The 15988-nt window shown below is 66.5% G+C and carries 18 protein-coding genes and 1 pseudogene; 8 read left to right on the plus strand and 11 right to left on the minus strand.

Going from position 1 to position 15988, the window contains the following annotated elements; genetic code table 11:
• Position 1 precedes the first annotated feature (1 nt).
• The 3 genes from L5014_RS12630 to L5014_RS12640 all read right to left on the minus strand — a co-directional run bounded on the left by L5014_RS12630 (position 2) and on the right by L5014_RS12640 (position 3734).
• A complete protein-coding gene (locus L5014_RS12630) occupies positions 2 to 787 on the minus strand; it encodes an enoyl-CoA hydratase (protein ID WP_238464035.1) in 786 nt (261 codons plus the stop codon).
• Between the two features lie 19 nt (positions 788 to 806).
• Positions 807 to 2522 (minus strand): AMP-binding protein, encoded by a 1716-nt coding sequence (locus tag L5014_RS12635; RefSeq protein WP_238464036.1) that lies wholly within the window; start codon positions 2520 to 2522, stop codon positions 807 to 809.
• A 78-nt stretch (positions 2523 to 2600) separates the two neighbouring features.
• Positions 2601 to 3734, minus strand: a complete 1134-nt coding sequence (locus L5014_RS12640) for an acyl-CoA dehydrogenase family protein (protein ID WP_238464038.1) — start codon at positions 3732 to 3734, stop codon at positions 2601 to 2603.
• Positions 3735 to 3984: 250 nt separating this feature from the next.
• On the opposite strand from L5014_RS12640, the gene L5014_RS12645 reads away from it, so the two are divergent.
• From L5014_RS12645 to L5014_RS12660, 4 genes are all read left to right on the plus strand, one after another.
• Entirely contained in the window at positions 3985 to 4983 is a 999-nt protein-coding gene (locus L5014_RS12645; RefSeq protein ID WP_238464223.1) for an AraC family transcriptional regulator, read from the plus strand.
• A 90-nt stretch (positions 4984 to 5073) separates the two neighbouring features.
• On the plus strand, positions 5074 to 5328 hold the full coding sequence (locus L5014_RS12650) for a DUF4148 domain-containing protein (RefSeq protein WP_238464039.1): 255 nt from the start codon (positions 5074 to 5076) through the stop codon (positions 5326 to 5328).
• A 351-nt stretch (positions 5329 to 5679) separates the two neighbouring features.
• A complete protein-coding gene (locus L5014_RS12655) occupies positions 5680 to 6981 on the plus strand; it encodes an NCS2 family permease (RefSeq protein WP_238464041.1) in 1302 nt (433 codons plus the stop codon).
• Between the two features lie 165 nt (positions 6982 to 7146).
• A complete protein-coding gene (locus L5014_RS12660; RefSeq protein WP_238464045.1) occupies positions 7147 to 7680 on the plus strand; it encodes a cytochrome b in 534 nt (177 codons plus the stop codon).
• A 132-nt stretch (positions 7681 to 7812) separates the two neighbouring features.
• Here the strand turns inward: L5014_RS12660 and L5014_RS12665 are convergent, their stop codons facing one another.
• Positions 7813 to 8106, minus strand: coding sequence for a DUF1488 family protein (locus L5014_RS12665; protein WP_238464046.1), 294 nt, complete (start codon positions 8104 to 8106; stop codon positions 7813 to 7815).
• A 346-nt stretch (positions 8107 to 8452) separates the two neighbouring features.
• Positions 8453 to 8671, minus strand: a complete 219-nt coding sequence (locus tag L5014_RS12670) for a DUF2964 family protein (RefSeq protein WP_238464047.1) — start codon at positions 8669 to 8671, stop codon at positions 8453 to 8455.
• A 325-nt stretch (positions 8672 to 8996) separates the two neighbouring features.
• Between L5014_RS12670 and L5014_RS12675 the strand changes: the two genes are divergently transcribed.
• Positions 8997 to 10127: a VIT1/CCC1 transporter family protein gene (locus L5014_RS12675; protein ID WP_238464048.1), complete on the plus strand. Its 1131-nt coding sequence runs from the start codon at positions 8997 to 8999 to the stop codon at positions 10125 to 10127.
• A gap of 104 nt (positions 10128 to 10231) precedes the next feature.
• Positions 10232 to 10534, plus strand: coding sequence for a 2Fe-2S iron-sulfur cluster-binding protein (locus L5014_RS12680; RefSeq protein WP_274389356.1), 303 nt, complete (start codon positions 10232 to 10234; stop codon positions 10532 to 10534).
• A 153-nt stretch (positions 10535 to 10687) separates the two neighbouring features.
• On the opposite strand, the gene L5014_RS12685 is transcribed toward L5014_RS12680, so the two are convergent.
• Positions 10688 to 10978: a DUF4148 domain-containing protein gene (locus L5014_RS12685; protein WP_238464050.1), complete on the minus strand. Its 291-nt coding sequence runs from the start codon at positions 10976 to 10978 to the stop codon at positions 10688 to 10690.
• Between the two features lie 351 nt (positions 10979 to 11329).
• On the opposite strand from L5014_RS12685, the gene L5014_RS12690 reads away from it, so the two are divergent.
• Positions 11330 to 11590, plus strand: a complete 261-nt coding sequence (locus L5014_RS12690; RefSeq protein WP_238464052.1) for a DUF4148 domain-containing protein — start codon at positions 11330 to 11332, stop codon at positions 11588 to 11590.
• A 279-nt stretch (positions 11591 to 11869) separates the two neighbouring features.
• On the opposite strand, the pseudogene L5014_RS39005 reads toward L5014_RS12690, so the two are convergent.
• The 5 genes and pseudogenes from L5014_RS39005 to L5014_RS12715 form a co-directional block, all read right to left on the minus strand.
• A pseudogene (locus tag L5014_RS39005) lies at positions 11870 to 12292 on the minus strand (hypothetical protein); the annotation flags it as partial.
• A 129-nt stretch (positions 12293 to 12421) separates the two neighbouring features.
• Positions 12422 to 12616, minus strand: a complete 195-nt coding sequence (locus L5014_RS12700) for a YqaE/Pmp3 family membrane protein (RefSeq protein WP_238464055.1) — start codon at positions 12614 to 12616, stop codon at positions 12422 to 12424.
• A gap of 29 nt (positions 12617 to 12645) precedes the next feature.
• Positions 12646 to 12840, minus strand: coding sequence for a DUF1653 domain-containing protein (locus L5014_RS12705; RefSeq protein WP_035528235.1), 195 nt, complete (start codon positions 12838 to 12840; stop codon positions 12646 to 12648).
• Between the two features lie 30 nt (positions 12841 to 12870).
• Positions 12871 to 13302, minus strand: a complete 432-nt coding sequence (locus L5014_RS12710) for a TetR family transcriptional regulator C-terminal domain-containing protein (protein WP_238464057.1) — start codon at positions 13300 to 13302, stop codon at positions 12871 to 12873.
• A 219-nt stretch (positions 13303 to 13521) separates the two neighbouring features.
• The gene (locus L5014_RS12715; protein ID WP_238464059.1) at positions 13522 to 14310 is read right to left on the minus strand and encodes a GntR family transcriptional regulator; all 789 of its coding nucleotides are present in this window, start codon (positions 14308 to 14310) and stop codon (positions 13522 to 13524) included.
• 182 nt (positions 14311 to 14492) lie between these two features.
• Between L5014_RS12715 and L5014_RS12720 the strand changes: the two genes are divergently transcribed.
• A complete protein-coding gene (locus tag L5014_RS12720; protein ID WP_238464060.1) occupies positions 14493 to 15797 on the plus strand; it encodes a cyanate transporter in 1305 nt (434 codons plus the stop codon).
• Positions 15798 to 15988: the final 191 nt, after the last annotated feature.

The raw sequence follows: 15988 nt of genomic DNA on the forward strand, positions 1-15988 counted from the left end.
CTTAATTCTCCGTATCAATATGCCATTGCGGCTTGCGCTTCTCGAGGAAGGCGTTCACGCCTTCGCGCTGGTTGGGCGAGTCGAACAGGTCGACGAAGCGCTCGCGTTCCACGGCCAGCGCGGCGCCGCGCGGCACCCCATTGCGCGCCTGATGAATCAGCGACTTGCTGAACGACACGCCCTGCGGGCTCAGCGAAGCCACGCGCGCGGCCATGGCGAGTGCGACTTCGCGCGCGCCGCCCTGCGGCACCACTTCCTCGACGAGGCCGATGCGCAGCGCCGTGGCGGCATCCACGCGCTCGCCGGTGAGGATGATGCGCTTGGCCCAGCCCTCGCCCACCAGCCAGGGCAGCGTCTGCGTGCCGCAACCGCTCGGCAGCAGGCCCACGGCGGGCTCGGGCAGCGCGAGTTGCGCGTGCTCTTCGGCAATGCGGATATCGCAGGCGAGCGCGCATTCGAGCCCGCCGCCCATTGCATAGCCGTTGATCGCGGCGATCACCACGGGCCGTGCATTCTGCAGCGCCTCGAACGCGGCGCCGAACTCCGCAGCCGCCGTGCGCGCGACCTCGCGATCGCCGGTGGCGAACGCGTTCAGGTCCGCGCCCGCGCTAAAGAACTTCGGTCCGTTGCCGGTGATGACGATGGCGCGCACTTTCGCCTCGCGATTGAACGCCTCGATCACCTGCTGAAGCTGGCGCAGGCCATCGACGGTAAAGGCGTTCGCGGGCGGTCGCGCGAGCGTGATGAGCGCCACCGCGCCGTCATGTGCGTACTCGAATTCGATCATTTTGGACTCCATGCTTGTTTCAACGCAGTTCGGGAAAATCCTCTTCCCAGTATTCGTCGGGCTGGCGCGCGGGTTCGTCCGTGCGTTCCATTTCCCGGCGACGCAACTCGACGCGGCGGATCTTGCCCGAGATGGTCTTCGGCAAGTCGCTGAACTCGAGGCGGCGAATGCGTTTGTACGATGCGAGCTTGTCACGCGAAAAGCGGAACACCTCGCGCGCGAGATCGGGACCGGCCTCGTAGCCCTGGCGCACGGTCACGAACGCCTTGGGTACCGAAAGCCGCAAAGGGTCGGGGCTCGGCACCACGGCCGCCTCGGCAATCGCCTCGTGCTCGATCAGCACGCTCTCCAGCTCGAACGGGCTCAGGCGGTAATCGGACGACTTGAACACGTCGTCGGCGCGGCCCACGTAGACGAAGTAGCCGTCATCGCGGCGCATCGCCATGTCGGACGTGTGGTAGTAGCCGTTGCGCATCGCCTGCTCGGTCGCCTTCGGGTTGTTCGCGTAGCCCGTCATCAGGCCGAGCGGGCGCTGCACCGGATTTTGCCCAAGACGCAGTGCGATTTCACCTTCGCTCGCGGGTTGGTCGTCGGGGTCGACGAGCTCGACGCGGTAGCCCGGCAGCGGCCGGCCCATCGCGCCCGCCACCACGGGCTGGCCCGGCGAATTGCCGATCTGGCAGGTGGTTTCGGTCTGGCCATAGCCGTCGCGAATCGTGATGCCCCAGGCGTGACGCACGCGCTCGATGATCTCCGGATTGAGCGGCTCGCCCGCGCCCACGATCTCGCGCAGCTTCACTGCGTGGCTCGCGAGCGGCTCCTGCACGAGCATGCGCCACACCGTGGGCGGCGCGCACAGCGTGGTCACGCCGCATTGCACGAGCGCGTTGAGCGTATCTTTCGGCACGAAGCGCGCGTAGTTGTAGACGAACACGCAGGCCTGCGCATTCCACGGCGCAAAGAAGCAGCTCCACGCATGCTTGGCCCAGCCCGGCGAGCTGATGTTCCAGTGCACGTCGCCGGGCATGAGGCCGATCCAGTACATCGTGGAGAGGTGGCCAACAGGATAGCTCTGATGCGTGTGCTCGACGAGCTTGGGCTTGGACGTGGTGCCCGAGGTGAAGTAAAGCAGCATCGGATCGCTCGCGCGTGTCGGGCCGTCCGGCTCGAACACGGCGCTCGCCTCATAAGCGCGCGAGAGGTCGATCCAGCCTTCGCGCGATGCGCCCACCGCGATGCGCTTCACGCTCGCATCGAGCGCGTCGAACTTCGCGAGTTCCGCCGCATCGACCACCACGAACCGTGCGCCGCCCGCTTCCACGCGCTCGCGCACGTCGTCGGGCGAGAGCTGCGTCGTGGCGGGCAGCACCACGGCGCCCAGCTTCATCGCCGCCAGCATCACGTCCCACAGCTCGACGCGGTTGGGCAGCATCAGGAGAAGACGATCGCCACGGCCCACGCCCGCTTCGCGCAGGAAGTTCGCCATGCGCGAGGAACGCTCGGACATCTGCGCGAACGAGTAGCGCGTGCCGCCGTTCGCGAGGTCGTCGACGATCCACAGTGCCGGGTTGTCGTTGCCGCGCGCCATCACGTCGAAATAATCGAGCGCCCAGTTGAAGGTATCGAGCTGCGGCCATGCGAATTCTTCATACGCGCGCGCGTAATCGGTGCGGTGACGCAGCAGCAGCTCGCGTGCGTCGATGAAGGCCTGCGCGGAAGGGGTGAACCCGGTCATCGTCGTCTCCTAAGTCACGGCGCGTTTGCGCGCTTTATCGCTCTTTATTCAATGCACCGAATACTTCGTCATCCTTTCTTATAGCTGACGTGCAATCACCATGCGCTGCACTTCGCTCGTGCCTTCGTAGATTTGCGTGATGCGTGCGTCGCGATAGTGGCGCTCCACCGGATAGTCGTTGAGGAAGCCATAGCCGCCGTGAATCTGGATCGCGTGCGAGCACACTTCCTCGGCCATTTCGGAAGCAAAGAGCTTGGCCTGCGAGGCCTCGGAAAGACAGGGCTTGCCGAGCGTGCGCAGCTTGGCCGCATGATGCACGAGATGGCGCGCGGCGTTGATGCGCGTGTGCATGTCGGCGAGCATGTTCGCGACGCTCTGATGGCGGATCAGCGGCTCGCCGAACTGCACGCGCTCGTGCGCATAAGTGCGCGCCGCGTCGAAGGCCGCGCGCGCGATGCCGAGCGCCTGCGCCGCGATGCCGATGCGCCCGCCTTCGAGATTCGAGAGCGCGATTTTGAGGCCCTCGCCGCGCTGGCCGAGCAGATTCGCCTCGGGAATCGCGCAATCGACGAGCGAGATCGGGCAGGTGTCCGAGGCGCGAATGCCCATCTTCTTCTCGTGCGGCCCCACGTTGAAGCCCGGCGTGTCGGTGGGCACGACGAAGGCCGAGATGCCGCGCTTGCCCGCATCGGGATCGGTCACCGCAAACACGATCGCGAGGCTCGCGCGCGAGCCGTTCGTCACGAACTGCTTGTTGCCGTTGAGCACCCACTTGCCGTCGCGCAACTCGGCGCGCGTGCGCAGGTTGTTGGCCTCCGAGCCGGCCTGCGGCTCGGTCAGGCAGAACGCGCCGATCATCTCGCCGCTCGCGAGCTTCGTGAGCCAGCGGTCCTTTTGCGCGTCGGTGCCGTACTGGAGAATCGGCCCGCAGCCCACGGAGTTGTGCACGCTCACGAGCGTCGCGCACGAAGCGCAGCCCGCAGCGATCTCCTCCATCGCGAGCGCATAGGCCACGTAGTCGGTATAGGAGCCGCCCTGCTCCTGCGGCACGATCATGCCGAGAAAGCCCAGCTCGCCCAGTTGCGCGACCACCTCGTCTGGCAGCTTGCCGTCGCGGTCCCATTGCGCCGCGTTGGGCGCGAGGCGCTCGGTCGAGAAGTCGCGCGCGGCGTCGCGAATCATGCGCTGGTCGTCGGTATAGAACTCGTCCATCTGTGTCCCCTTCCTGTCTTGCCTGCGCGCTCGCGCTGCGAGACGCGCGTTCGGTGCATCCACTGTCGCGCCGTGCGGCCGCTGCCGCAAGGTCTACGAAAAGTTTAGACATCCGCGCCCGCGCATTCGATGCCCGCCACGATCAAAGTCATTGAGCGAATTTGCCATAATGCCTCCAATAACCCCAACTGGAGGCCAATTCTTGCAGCCAGGGAAAACCAGCAGAGTGAGCGAAAAAGGCACAATCGCCATGAGCCTCGTGCGCGAGACGCTGGCGCGGGCGCACGGAGTCGACGTGGCGCCCATCGTCGACGCAGCGGGCATCGCAGCGAGCGCGCTCGATGCACCGCATGCGCGCGTGAGCGCCGCGCAGTACGGCGCGCTGTGGGCGGGCATCGCGCGCGCGCTCGACGACGAATTCCTCGGCCAGGACTCTCACGCGATGAAGAGCGGGAGCTTCATCGCCATGACCCGCGCGGCGCTGGGCGCGCCCACGGGCCGCCAGGCGCTGCAGCGCACCGTGCAGTTCATGCGCCTCGTGCTCGACGACCTCGCAGGGGAGATCGACATCGACGCCACGCGCGTGCGCATCGCCTTGCGCCAGCGCGCGGGCACGCCCGTGCCGGCGATGTTCGCCTACGCTACGTGGTTCATCCTCGTCTATGGGTTGCTTTGCTGGCTCGTGGGGCGGCGCATTCCGGTGATCGCGGCGCGCTTTCGCTGCCCGGCGCCGGCCGACGCGCACGCGTACCAGCTCATGATCTGCGAGGACATGGCCTTCGATCAGCCCGACTCGTGGTTCGACCTCGCGCCCGTGTTCCTCGACCTGCCGGTGATCCAGACCACCGCCTCGGCACGCGCCTTCCTGCGCAATGCGCCCGGCAATTTCGTCGTGAAGTATCGCAATCCGGCCTCGTTCGCCGCGCGCGTGCGGCGTGCGCTACGCGCGCTGCCTGCCCACGCGTGGCCGGACGCCGACGCCATCGCGCAGCGCCTGAACGTCGCGCCTGCGACGCTGCGCCGCCACCTGCGCCAGGAAGGGCACAGTTGCCAGTCGATCAAGGACGAGTTGCGCCGCGACCTCGCACTCGAGGCGTTGCAGGACCCCGCGCGCTCGGTCGCCGACATCGCGGCCGCCGTGGGTTTCGCGGAGCCGAGCGCGTTCCATCGTGCGTTCCGCAAGTGGACCGGGCTGCGCCCCGCGGAGTACCGGCAGAGGCGCGAACGGCATGCTTCGAAGGCACGCTGAAGACGAGCGCATTTTTCTCATTGCAAACCTTTCTCTTATCGAGATAAGACCTATAATTTCAGGGTTATCCCTTATACGAAAGGCACGGCCATGAACACTCTTTCGCGTGTTGCGCTTGGCTTGCTAGCCGCGGCATGTTGCGTCGCTTCAGCGAGCGCGCTGGCCCAACCCTACAGCCCTACGGGTCCGTTGACGCGCGCCCAGGTGGTCGCGGACCTCATTGCGTGGCGTGCGGCGGGCTACGAGCCGCTCGACTGGCTTCACTACCCCGAGAACGCCCAGCGCGCCGGGGCGATCGTCGCGCAGCGACGTGCCTCGGGCGCGATGCCGCAACCGGCGCAGTAAGCGCATCAGGCTGAAGGCTCTCCCCTCGGCGGGAGCAGCGATCCGTCTGCAATGACGGACCGATGCTCCCGCTTTGTTCTTTTTGCCGCCGCTTATGTGCCGCTTATGCGCACACGTACCTGCCCCCCACATCTGACTCTCCGCAAACTGTTGCGGCCCTTCCACGTTCGCTCCAGCTTTTCTGCCCTTGCCGGGCAATTGTTTACAATCGCGCCCGTAAGCACGTGACCCGCGCGTAAACCACGCGTGAACCGGCTCCGGCGACGCCCCCTGTTATCACCTGTCGCCCACGCCGAGCGCCAGCCAGAACAAATCAAATCAACCCGCACGACTCTCGAGGGCCCGACTTTCATGGACGCCATCAAACGCTATTTCGGATTCGAAGAAGCAGGAACGAACCTGCGCACCGAAGTGCTCGCCGGCTTCACCACCTTCCTCACGATGGCGTACATCATCTTCGTGAACCCGGCGATTCTCGGCGACGCCGGCATGCCGAAGGACGCCGTGTTCGTCGCCACCTGCCTTGTCTCGGCGCTCGCCTCGATCATCATGGGGCTCTACGCGAACTATCCCATCGCGCTCGCACCCGGCATGGGCCTGAACGCGTACTTCGCGTACGCCGTGGTCAAGGGCATGGGCTTCACGTGGGAGGCGGCGCTCGGCGCGGTGTTCATCTCCGGGTGCCTGTTCTTCGTGGTCACGCTGCTGCGCGTGCGTGAGGCGATCATCAACGGGATTCCGCATTCGATCCGCGTGTCGATCACGGCGGGCATCGGCCTCTTTCTCGCGATCATCTCGCTCAAGACTTCGGGTGTGATCGTCGCCAGCCCGGCCACGCTCGTCGAGCTTGGCAACCTGCACGACCCGCACACGCTCCTCGCGATCGTCGGCTTTTTCGCCATCGTCACGCTCGACGTGCTCAAGGTGCGCGGCGCGATCCTGATCGGCATCGTGGGCGTGACGATCCTGTCGTTCTTCTTCGGCGGCAACCAGTTCCACGGGATCTTTTCGGCGCCGCCCTCGATTGCGCCGACCTTCGCGCATCTCGATATCAAGGCCGCGCTCTCGACCGGCATCCTGAACGTGGTGCTCGTGTTCTTCCTCGTCGAGCTGTTCGACGCGACCGGCACGCTGATGGGCGTGGCCAACCGCGCCGGCCTGCTCGTGCACGGCAAGATGCACCGCCTGAACCGCGCGCTGCTCGCGGACAGCACCGCGATTCTTGCGGGCTCGGTGCTCGGCACCTCGTCGACCACGGCCTATATCGAAAGCGCCTCGGGCGTGCAGGCGGGCGGCCGTACGGGCGTGACCGCACTCACCGTGGCCGTGCTGTTCCTCGCGAGCCTGTTCGTCGCGCCGCTCGCGGGCGTGGTGCCCGCCTATGCAACGGCGCCGGCGCTGCTCTATGTGTCGTGCCTGATGCTGCGCGAGCTCGCGGCGCTGCCGTGGGACGACGCCACCGAAGTCGTGCCCGCCACGCTCACGGCGCTTGCCATGCCGTTCACGTATTCGATCGCGAACGGCGTGGCCTTCGGCTTCATCTCGTATGCCGGTCTGAAGCTGCTGACGGGCCGCGCGCGCCAGGTGCGCCCGATCGTCTGGATCATCGCGGCGGTATTCCTGTTCCGCTACTTCTACCTGGGCTCGGAGTAAGCGTCTTTAGTCTTTGTGGTTCGCGCCCGTGGCACGGGTACGCGGGGCCATGTCAAGCATTCCGGCCACGCAGGCGCACGGGGCGCCGCGTGGTCCTTATCATACGAATACTCGACCCAGTCGACGCTCACGCCCCATCCCGTCCCACCCGCAAGGAGCCGCCCCGTGGCTACGTACCCCGCCTCCGCAGAACGCTATTCGAAACCCGCGATCTTCTTTCACTGGGCCATCTTCCTGCTCGTGGCGCTCGCTTATCTCGCAATCGAAGTGCGCGGCCCCAAGGGCTCGGACAGCCGCGTGTTCTGGAGCAACGTGCACTTCTGGGCGGGCACGCTCGTGCTCGCGTTCGCCGTGCTGCGCCTCTTGTGGCGCATGTGGGAAGGCGCGCCGCAGGACATCGATTCGAACCGCGTGCTCACGTTCCTTTCGCGGCTCGTGCACGTGGCGCTTTATTTGTTCATCTTCGTGCAGCCGCTGCTCGGCATCCTGACGATCAATACCGGCGGCAAGCCAGTCACGCTCGCGGGCATCGACCTGCAGATCATGCTGGTGGGTGCGGACCCGGTCGCGCGCCAGATCATCAAGGATGCACACGAACTGATCGGCAATGCGTTCTACTGGATCATCGGCCTGCACGCGCTCGCGGCCATTGCGCACCACGTGATGTTCCGCGACAACACGCTGCGCCGCATGATCTGACGCGATCGCCAGCCTGCCCCCCGTGCGAGTGCGGCATGGCCCACGCCTCGCGCGAACCAGATAGAAACACGCCGGCGATCTCCGAGAGATCGCCGGCGTGTTTCAAATCCTACGTGAATAAGGGCAAAAAGCTCAGGACACCGCGCCGTGCGCCTGCACGAAGCGCACATAGCCGCTGCGCAGCGTCAGGCATTGCGCGCGCGTTTCGGAGAGCAGCCGGCGCGCCACCGCCTCGATGCGCTCGCGATGGTGATCGAATGCGTCGAGCATGTCTTCGGCGCGTGGCGAAGCCGCGCCGAAATGATCTTCCAGCGCTGCCGCCGTGATCGTACATTCCACCCGCTCTCCATCGATCATTACCGGAAACGCCAAGGTCAAATCGGGACCCGAGTATTCGGGCACCTCATTCGGAAACAAGATCTGCATGAGAATGGCCTTAGGTTGAGGGTGAGCGGGCCGCGCCATTCGATGCTCCTCCTGGACATACGCGCGGTTTAAATGTCGACCGCCGCAAGTGTCGCTTCGTTCGACACGATTGCGGCGGTCGTCTGGATTCACTTTAGGACACTTCCTGAGACCCGCAAGCTCGACTTTGTCACACGCGCGAAAAGATCTTCGTATCCGGTATTTTTCAGTGTCTTGCGAACCGGCCGTTGCGCGCGCAAACGGCCTCTCCCGCACCCCGCCCGCGCGGCATGGCGCACTGCAGCATCGTGCGCGCCACGCATGCACTGGCGTCGCCTCGGGTATTGGGTCCGGCAGACCCGCGAGCTCACGATTCGCGATGCTGGTGATGCTCGATCTCGATGTCCTTCGGGTGCACGGTGAGCATCGCCACGAACGCGACGATGCCGCACGACACGATCGCCATGCCGTAGAGCACGACGCGCTGCTCATCGAAGAGCAGCCCGTGGATCGCGACCGCGAGGCCCGCCAGCACGGCAAAGACGGCGAGCGCCGCCACCAGGATCCTCAATTCGCCTTGGACCATGACGGCCCTCCGCAAGGAAGCCGCGGTGGCGCCAAAGACCCCGTAATGCCCGCTGCGCCGCCGCCGGGACGCTGCATGCATGCGCCCCTGCTTTTATCCTGGCACTCGCGCGCGCAAAGACAAGCCGCACATGAAGCGCGCGCGGATACGCGCATGCGCATACTGTGCCGCCTGCCTCCGCAACTGTCCCCCATCGACCGGATTTACCCGGACTCGCCCGGATTTGGCGCGCGCCCACCTTCCTGTACTATGGCTCGCGCGGGCCACGCCGCCGGATCCGCGCCGCCAGGTTAAGCTTCGCTGGAACGAAACCCCCGCGCGCATCATGGCCTCCACCCAGGAACTCCACCGCTACCGGCGCAATCTCGCCGACGAACTCGACAGCGCCGCCGTCTACGACACGCTCAGCGCCGTCGAGAAGGACGCGGACCGGCGCCAGATCTTCGCCGAACTCGCGGCGTCGGAGCGCGAGCACGCTCAGGTCTGGCACGACAAGCTCGCCGCCAACGGCGTGCGCGTGCGCTCGCACCGGCGCAGCGCGAAGACACATCTGTTGCAGACGCTTACACGCGTATTCGGCCCGTCGCTCGTGCTGCCCACCGTCGCCGCCGGCGAATACGCCGACCGCGACCGTTACGCGCGCGAACCCGGCGCGGAAACGCTCTCGGCACAGGAACATCAGCACGCCGCCATCGTGCAATCGATCGTGGCGAGCAAGCGCGCGCACGGCCAGTCGAGAGGCGCGCAAATCGCGGGCGCCGAGTCGTGGCACAAAGGCGCGACCTCGGGCAACGACCTGCGCGCCGCCGTGCTCGGCGCCAACGACGGGCTGGTCTCGAACTTCTGCCTGATCATGGGCGTGGCCGGCGCCGGCAGCGCCAACCGGGCGATCCTGCTGACCGGCCTGGCCGGGCTGGTCGCGGGCGCGTGCTCGATGGCGCTCGGCGAATGGCTTTCGGTGACCAACGCGCGCGAACTCGCGCGCACCCAGCTCGCCAAGGAAGCCGACGAACTCGAGCACACGCCCGACGCCGAACGCCACGAACTCGCGCTCATCTACCAGGCAAAGGGCATCGACCCCGACGAAGCTCGCCGCGTGGCCGCGCAGATCATGCGCGACAAGAACGAGGCGCTCAACACGCTCGCACGCGAGGAACTCGGCATCGATCAGAAAGAGCTGGGTGGCAATCCGTGGACCGCCGCAGCCGCATCGTTCTGCCTGTTCGCGCTCGGCGCGGCGTTTCCCACGGCGGCGTTCCTGTGGGCGCACGGCACGGCGGCCATCGTCCAGTGCGTCGTGCTGAGCGCGCTCGGGCTCGCTGCCGTCGGCGTATTCACATCGCTATTCAATGGGCGCAGCGCGGCGTTCTCGGCGTTCCGGCAGATCGCGATTGGTCTTGCCGCCGCCGCGTTCACCGCCGGCGCGGGCCACCTGCTGGGAGTATCGGTTTCATGAGTGCCGGCGATTCGAACCTGCGCGCGAGCGACGAGAAACGCGAGAGCGCCACGAGCGCCGATAGCGTCCCGTCCGCTGACGCCCCCGAAGCCTTCGCTGCGGATCTGCCGGCTGCTGCACCATCGGTGCCGCTCGTGCGCGTGGAGCCGCTTGGCCGCACGTTCGAGGCGCCGTCCGAACTCACGCTGCTAGAGGCCGCCGCATTCGCCGGCATCCGCTTGCCGCGTCTGTGCCGCAACGGCACGTGCCGCACCTGTCTGTGCCGCGTCGTGAGCGGCGAGGCGAGCTTCACGATCGAATGGCCGGGCCTGTCGCGCGAGGAAAAGGCCGAGGGCTATGTGCTGACCTGCGTCGCCGTGGCGCGCACGGATCTCGTACTCGACGTGCCTGAAGCCGAACTTTTGTAGGTCATGCCCTCTCCCGAAGTCCGCCCAAAATGAAACCGGCCCGCGACTTCGCATCGCGGGCCGGTTTGTCCTGGGTGGAACCCGGGCGTCCGACGCCCCGGTATTCCGGTGCCTCAGTACCCCGAACTCAGTCCCGGTACCTGACAGGCAGCGTTACTGGCCGCCGGCGTACACCGACAGCGGCCCCTTGCGCGCCGCTTCGGAAACATACTGCGCGCCGGCCATCGACGTCGAGCTGCTCACGCCGCCATACGAGCTGTCGCCTTGGGTGACGGGCGCATTCACGGCCGTCGAGACGACGTTCTGGTTGCGCTGGGTCTGCTGGAACTCGACGAGCTGGGCGCGCACCTGCTCACGCGTGAGGCCCTGGTCGGACTGGGCGAAAGCGGCTAGCGGCGCGGCGCAGGCAGCGGCGATGACAACGGCTTGGATGAGCGACTTCATGACGATTACCTCCAGAATTGTATGAATCGCCTGGCATGCTGGATCGTGCCGCGCACAGCAGGCGTCGACTGGATTCTAGGCAAGTGCGGGTTCCGGATATAGGGTTATCGCGGTGAATTCAAGTTGCGGATTTCGCAATAATTCGTGCCCTTCGGCACGAACGCGCCCCAAATAAGCAGCCAATCCAGCCGCTCCATCCAATAATCAGACGAAACACCCACCGGATTGTTACTTCCAGAAGAACAGTGAATTCGTTTTATTGGTATTTACCCTGATGCCCCGAAGGCCTAAAGTGCGGCCATGGGTCACGCCGTCGTGCGAACCCCTTAAAAGAACCCGGAGGTCATCGTTATGAATTCGCTTATCAAGGCTGCGGTCGTGGCCGCCATCGTCGCCGTTCCGGCGCTCTCGTTTGCCCAATCGCAGCAGCAGCCTGTCACGCGCGCGCAAGTTCGCGCCGAACTCGCCCAGTTGCGCGCAGCGGGCTACGACCCGAGCGACTGGATGCACTATCCGGAAAACATTCAGGCTGCCGAAGCACGCGTCGCCGCCGACAAGGCCAATACGGCTTACGGCCCGTCGACGTCCGGCACGTCGCAGTCCAGTCAGTAATACGGTCGGTTAGCTGCCGGGTTATTCCTCGGTTATTCCCTCGGTTATTCCGTCAGCTATCCTGCCAGGCAGCGCTGAAACAAATCAGGCCCGCCGCTCCATCGAGCGGCGGGCCTGATCGTTTCTACCGTCAACGCATTGACGTCAGTGGAGGCTTTGCCGGATTTCCGCACCACCCTTGCCGCCGCCAGACGACCACGACCCGCCACGGCCTCCACCGCCATGCGAGCCGCCCGAGTCGCCGCCACGGCCACCACCGCCGGCCCAGCCGCCCGGATTGCCGCCACGGCCACCACCACCGCCCTGCCAGCCGCCTGGATTACCGCCACGAGTTCCACCGCCAGCCCAGCCACCCGGGTTGCCGCCACGCTCTCCACCACCGCCGTGCCAGTTGCCCGAATCGCCGCCACGGCCGCCGTTGCCATGCCAACCGCGCGAGTCGCCACCGCGGCCGCTGCCGGGCCGCCCCCACCATCCACCGTGGCCACCATTCCAGCCGCGGCGGTCGTAGTCGCGGTCGCGGTAATAATCGCCGCCGCCGCCCCAAATGCCGACATTCACGCCGCCGTACGCCGGCGCCGCATAGGCGGGCGCGTAGTCGTAATCGTCATAGCCGGTTTGACCGTAACCGTAGTCGTAACCTGGCGCCACACACCCTGCGAGCAGGGCAGCAGCGCAAGCCACTAGCGCATATTTGAACATGGCGAAGCCTCCTCCTTTCTGATTGTAAGAAGGCGGCGCCTGTCTCAGGTTGCTGAATTGTGAGCGTGGGTTACGAATGTAACGGCGCAGTCGGCCCAATCCGCCATCCATGCGCTTCATGCTTTGCGCTTAGTTGCGGCGGCCGAACGCGTCGTCGATCTTTCGATCGGTCTGATATTGGCTGAGCGAATACACAGCCCAGATAGCGGCGGGAATCCAGCCGATCAACGTGATTTGCAGGATCAGGCAGATGATGCCCGAGACAGGCCGGCCAATCGTGAAGAACAGCAACCACGGTAAAACGAGTGCAATCAGTAAACGCATCCTGGAACCAGCCTCGTAAGTAACAACAGTTAGTTGACGGGAGCAAATCGCGGCACGAGTGCGCCTTCGAATTCGACCTGCTCGAAGAAGACGGAAGCCGGCCGCGTCCAGATCGTGCCGTTCGCGGCCCGGTACACGATCATCGTGACCGATGGATCGGATTCGAGCGTCGCCTCGCAAACCAGTTCGTAGATGCCACCCTTGTAGTGCCGATAGCGCACCATTATCGTTCCTTCGTCGATCAAGCAAGGCGCCTAGTTTATCAACGGATCGTGCGAGCCTTCGGGGAGGCGTTTGTCCGCGCCGCCGCACCGCAGATGAGCGCCACGCCCGCCGCCGCCGTCGCGCGCAGCGCCGCGCGCGGTTCGCCGGCGCGCGCGCAAGGCGGTGCTGTGCAGCAGCGCCGAGGCCACGCGCGCAAGCATCGCCGGGTCGGCATCCGCCGGCAGTTCGCCTTGCTGCACGGCATGCCGCAAACGCCGCTCGAAGGCCTGGTCGAACGCACGCAAGCCCGCCGCGAGGCGCTCGCGCACCGCAGTGTCGGCGACCGCCTCAGCAGCCGCCGTGCCGATCAGCAAACACCCGCGCTGCGCCGCGCTCGGTGGCAAATACCACGCGAGTGCGCCATCGAATACGCGCAGCAGCGCCTCGGCCAGCGGGAGTGTTTCGTCGAGCGCCGCTTCCATCGCCGCGCGGCCCGCTTCCTATCTCGTCACCGTGCTCAACTGGGCGCCCTATGCCGGCATCGATCTCGCGCGCTGGCCCGCTGTGGCGGACTACGCGCGACGCATGCGCGAGCGCCCGGCCGTCGCGCGCGCCATGGCCGAGGAACTCGAATTTTTCAGGCGCGAGCGCGAAGCAGAAATAGCGGACGGTGTCGCGCACGAAACCGATGCACCACACGCTCAAGTCGCCAGATCGGCGAACACGGCCTTCAGGTCGCGGCCCGCGCGCAAGCGCGCCTGGCGCACCACGCGCTCCTCGATTTCAGCCAGATGCTCGCGCATGGTGGCGAGCGCCGCTGCCTGATCGCCGGCCTCCAGTGCCGCGATGATCTGCGCGTGCTCGTCGGGCGCGCACGAGGTGGCTTTCGACGGATCGAACAGCGCCTTGTAGAGCTCCGTGCGCGCCACGAGCTGCGCGAGCGCCGCCACTAGCGCCGCGCCACCCGCGAGCTCGGTCACGATCAGATGAAACTGGCCCGCGAGGCGCACCGCCTCATCCACGCGGCCCTCGCGCAGCGCCTTCTTTTCGTCGCGCACGTGCGCGGCGAGCTTGCGGCGCATGTTCGCGTCGAGCGCGCCACACAGACTCACGGCCACCCCCGCCTCCACCACCTGGCGCGCCCGGTACGTCGCGCGGATGTCCTCCTCGGAGGGCGACGGCACGAACGCGCCGCGATTGGGTTCGAGCACGAGCTTGCCTTCGAAGCCCAGCCGCGCGAGCACCTTGCGCAGCGCGCCGCGCGTGCAGCCGAACGCGGCCGCGAGCTCGCGTTCCACGAGTTGCTGGCCGGGCGCGAGCTTGCCTTGCAGGAGCGCCGAGTTGATCGAGGCGTAGACGAGCGCTTCGACGTCGTCGGCGCTCTCTCCCTGGGCAAGCCCGGCAGGTTTGTCGATAAGCGCGTCGACGTGGGCGTCGGGCGAGACGTGAGGCGCTTCGCCCGCGCGGGTGGGTCGTGTTGCAGAAGCCATGAGAGTAGGCGCATACGAACGGAATCAGGCGGCATTGTAGCGACGCGCACGCACTGGCGATATACGCAATGCGTGCGCCGCCACGCATTCTCCCGCTATATCGGCCATAGCAGCAGCGCCTGAGTTGGTTGACAATCCTTTTGTATAATGGTCAACCAAAAGTTGCAACCAAGGTTAACCAGATGAGCACGACTTACGACCCCATTGACTCCTGCGCGCGCGGCGCGGCCGTATCTGAGCGCACGAGCGCGCTCGTCTGGTATGCCGCCATCGTCGCGATCGGGCTGAATCTGCGGCCGTTGCTCACGTCGATCAGCCCGCTCATGGCCACCATCCGCGAGGCCACCGGTCTGTCTTTCTACGGTGCCTCGCTGCTCACGAGCCTGCCCGTTGTCGCGATGGGGCTCGGTGCGCTCGGCACCGGCCTGCTCGCGCGGCGCCTGGGCGACACGCGCGGCGTGGCGCTCGGCCTGATCGCCATCGCCGCGGCGTGCGGCGCACGCGCGTTCGCGGCGACGGGCGGCGCGCTCATGCTCACGGCCACCGCGGCCGGCGCGGGCGTCGCGGCCATTCAGGCGCTGCTGCCCGCCGTGATGAAGCAACGCTTCGCGCACCGCGTGCCGCTCGCGATGGGGCTCTTTTCGGCATCGATCATGGGCGGCGGCGGTCTTGGCGCGAGCCTGAGCCCGCTGGCCGCGCGTCTTGGCGGCTCGTGGCACGTAGGGCTCGCCGTCTGGGCGCTGCCCGCACTCGCCGCGCTCGCGCTGTGGAACGGGCTCAATCGCGGTGCGCGCCAGGGCGCATACGCCACGGCAGCGGGGACGAACCCGGCGAGCCACGCGGGAACGAGCACGGCCGCTGCCGGCGCTCACGCCCACGTGCCGGTGTGGCGCAAGCGCCGCGCATGGACACTCGGCCTGCACTTCGGCCTCGTGAACGGCGGCTACACGTGCCTCGTGGCGTGGCTGCCCACCTACTACCAGCAGCACGGTGCGAGCGTCGAGGCCAGCGGCTCGCTGCTCGCCGTCATGACGGTCTTCCAGGCCATCTGCGCGCTCCTGCTGCCGCTCGCGGCAGCCCGCTTCGCCGACCGCCGCCCGTGGCTCACCGCCGGACTGGCCGCGCAGTTGATCGGCATCGTCAGCCTCGCCGCCTGGCCCGAAGCCGCGCCGCTCCTGTGGGTGGCCGTCGCCGGCGCGGGACTCGGCGGGACCTTCTCGGTCTCGCTCGTGACCGCGCTCGACCACTCGGGCGATCACCGCATCGCCGCAAGCCTCGTCGCGTTCATGCAGGGGCTCGGCTTCGTGATCGCGGCAATCGCACCGGTCGTGGCCGGTCGCGTGCGCGACCTCACCGGCGGCTTCACCGGCGCGTGGATCATGCTCGCCGTCTCCCTCTGCGCGATGATCGCGCTCACGCTGGCTTTCTCTCCACGCAGCTATGGCCGCTGGCTCGGCCGGCACGGAAGCGCCGCATCCGACGCCTGAGCGCTGCCGCCTGAGCCGGGGCTGTTCGCGCTAATTCGCGCTAGTAACAGAACAGGTCCCAGGAACATTCGCACGTCGGCTGCCGTATCCACGCAACATTGGCGCGGTATGTTCCGACAATCGTTTGCATTCACCGCTGTACGAATGTACAGTGCGTGCAGCACGACCCTCCGTGCCGCCCGCTTGCCGTA

Origin of the sequence: Paraburkholderia tagetis (assembly GCF_022213065.1) — a bacterium.
In the GTDB taxonomy this organism is placed as follows: domain Bacteria; phylum Pseudomonadota; class Gammaproteobacteria; order Burkholderiales; family Burkholderiaceae; genus Paraburkholderia; species Paraburkholderia tagetis.

Bases quoted from the DNA above. Each gene is read 5' to 3' on its own strand.
- L5014_RS12630 (WP_238464035.1), bottom strand. From the start codon at position 787: ATGATCGAATTCGAGTACGCACATGACGGCGCGGTGGCGCTCATCACG.
- L5014_RS12635 (WP_238464036.1), bottom strand. From the start codon at position 2,522: ATGACCGGGTTCACCCCTTCCGCGCAGGCCTTCATCGACGCACGCGAG.
- L5014_RS12640 (WP_238464038.1), bottom strand. From the start codon at position 3,734: ATGGACGAGTTCTATACCGACGACCAGCGCATGATTCGCGACGCCGCG.
- L5014_RS12645 (WP_238464223.1), top strand. From the start codon at position 3,985: ATGAGCCTCGTGCGCGAGACGCTGGCGCGGGCGCACGGAGTCGACGTG.
- L5014_RS12650 (WP_238464039.1), top strand. From the start codon at position 5,074: ATGAACACTCTTTCGCGTGTTGCGCTTGGCTTGCTAGCCGCGGCATGT.
- L5014_RS12655 (WP_238464041.1), top strand. From the start codon at position 5,680: ATGGACGCCATCAAACGCTATTTCGGATTCGAAGAAGCAGGAACGAAC.
- L5014_RS12665 (WP_238464046.1), bottom strand. From the start codon at position 8,106: ATGCAGATCTTGTTTCCGAATGAGGTGCCCGAATACTCGGGTCCCGAT.
- L5014_RS12670 (WP_238464047.1), bottom strand. From the start codon at position 8,671: ATGGTCCAAGGCGAATTGAGGATCCTGGTGGCGGCGCTCGCCGTCTTT.
- L5014_RS12675 (WP_238464048.1), top strand. From the start codon at position 8,997: ATGGCCTCCACCCAGGAACTCCACCGCTACCGGCGCAATCTCGCCGAC.
- L5014_RS12685 (WP_238464050.1), bottom strand. From the start codon at position 10,978: ATGAAGTCGCTCATCCAAGCCGTTGTCATCGCCGCTGCCTGCGCCGCG.
- L5014_RS12690 (WP_238464052.1), top strand. From the start codon at position 11,330: ATGAATTCGCTTATCAAGGCTGCGGTCGTGGCCGCCATCGTCGCCGTT.
- L5014_RS12700 (WP_238464055.1), bottom strand. From the start codon at position 12,616: ATGCGTTTACTGATTGCACTCGTTTTACCGTGGTTGCTGTTCTTCACG.
- L5014_RS12705 (WP_035528235.1), bottom strand. From the start codon at position 12,840: ATGGTGCGCTATCGGCACTACAAGGGTGGCATCTACGAACTGGTTTGC.
- L5014_RS12710 (WP_238464057.1), bottom strand. From the start codon at position 13,302: ATGGAAGCGGCGCTCGACGAAACACTCCCGCTGGCCGAGGCGCTGCTG.
- L5014_RS12715 (WP_238464059.1), bottom strand. From the start codon at position 14,310: ATGGCTTCTGCAACACGACCCACCCGCGCGGGCGAAGCGCCTCACGTC.
- L5014_RS12720 (WP_238464060.1), top strand. From the start codon at position 14,493: ATGAGCACGACTTACGACCCCATTGACTCCTGCGCGCGCGGCGCGGCC.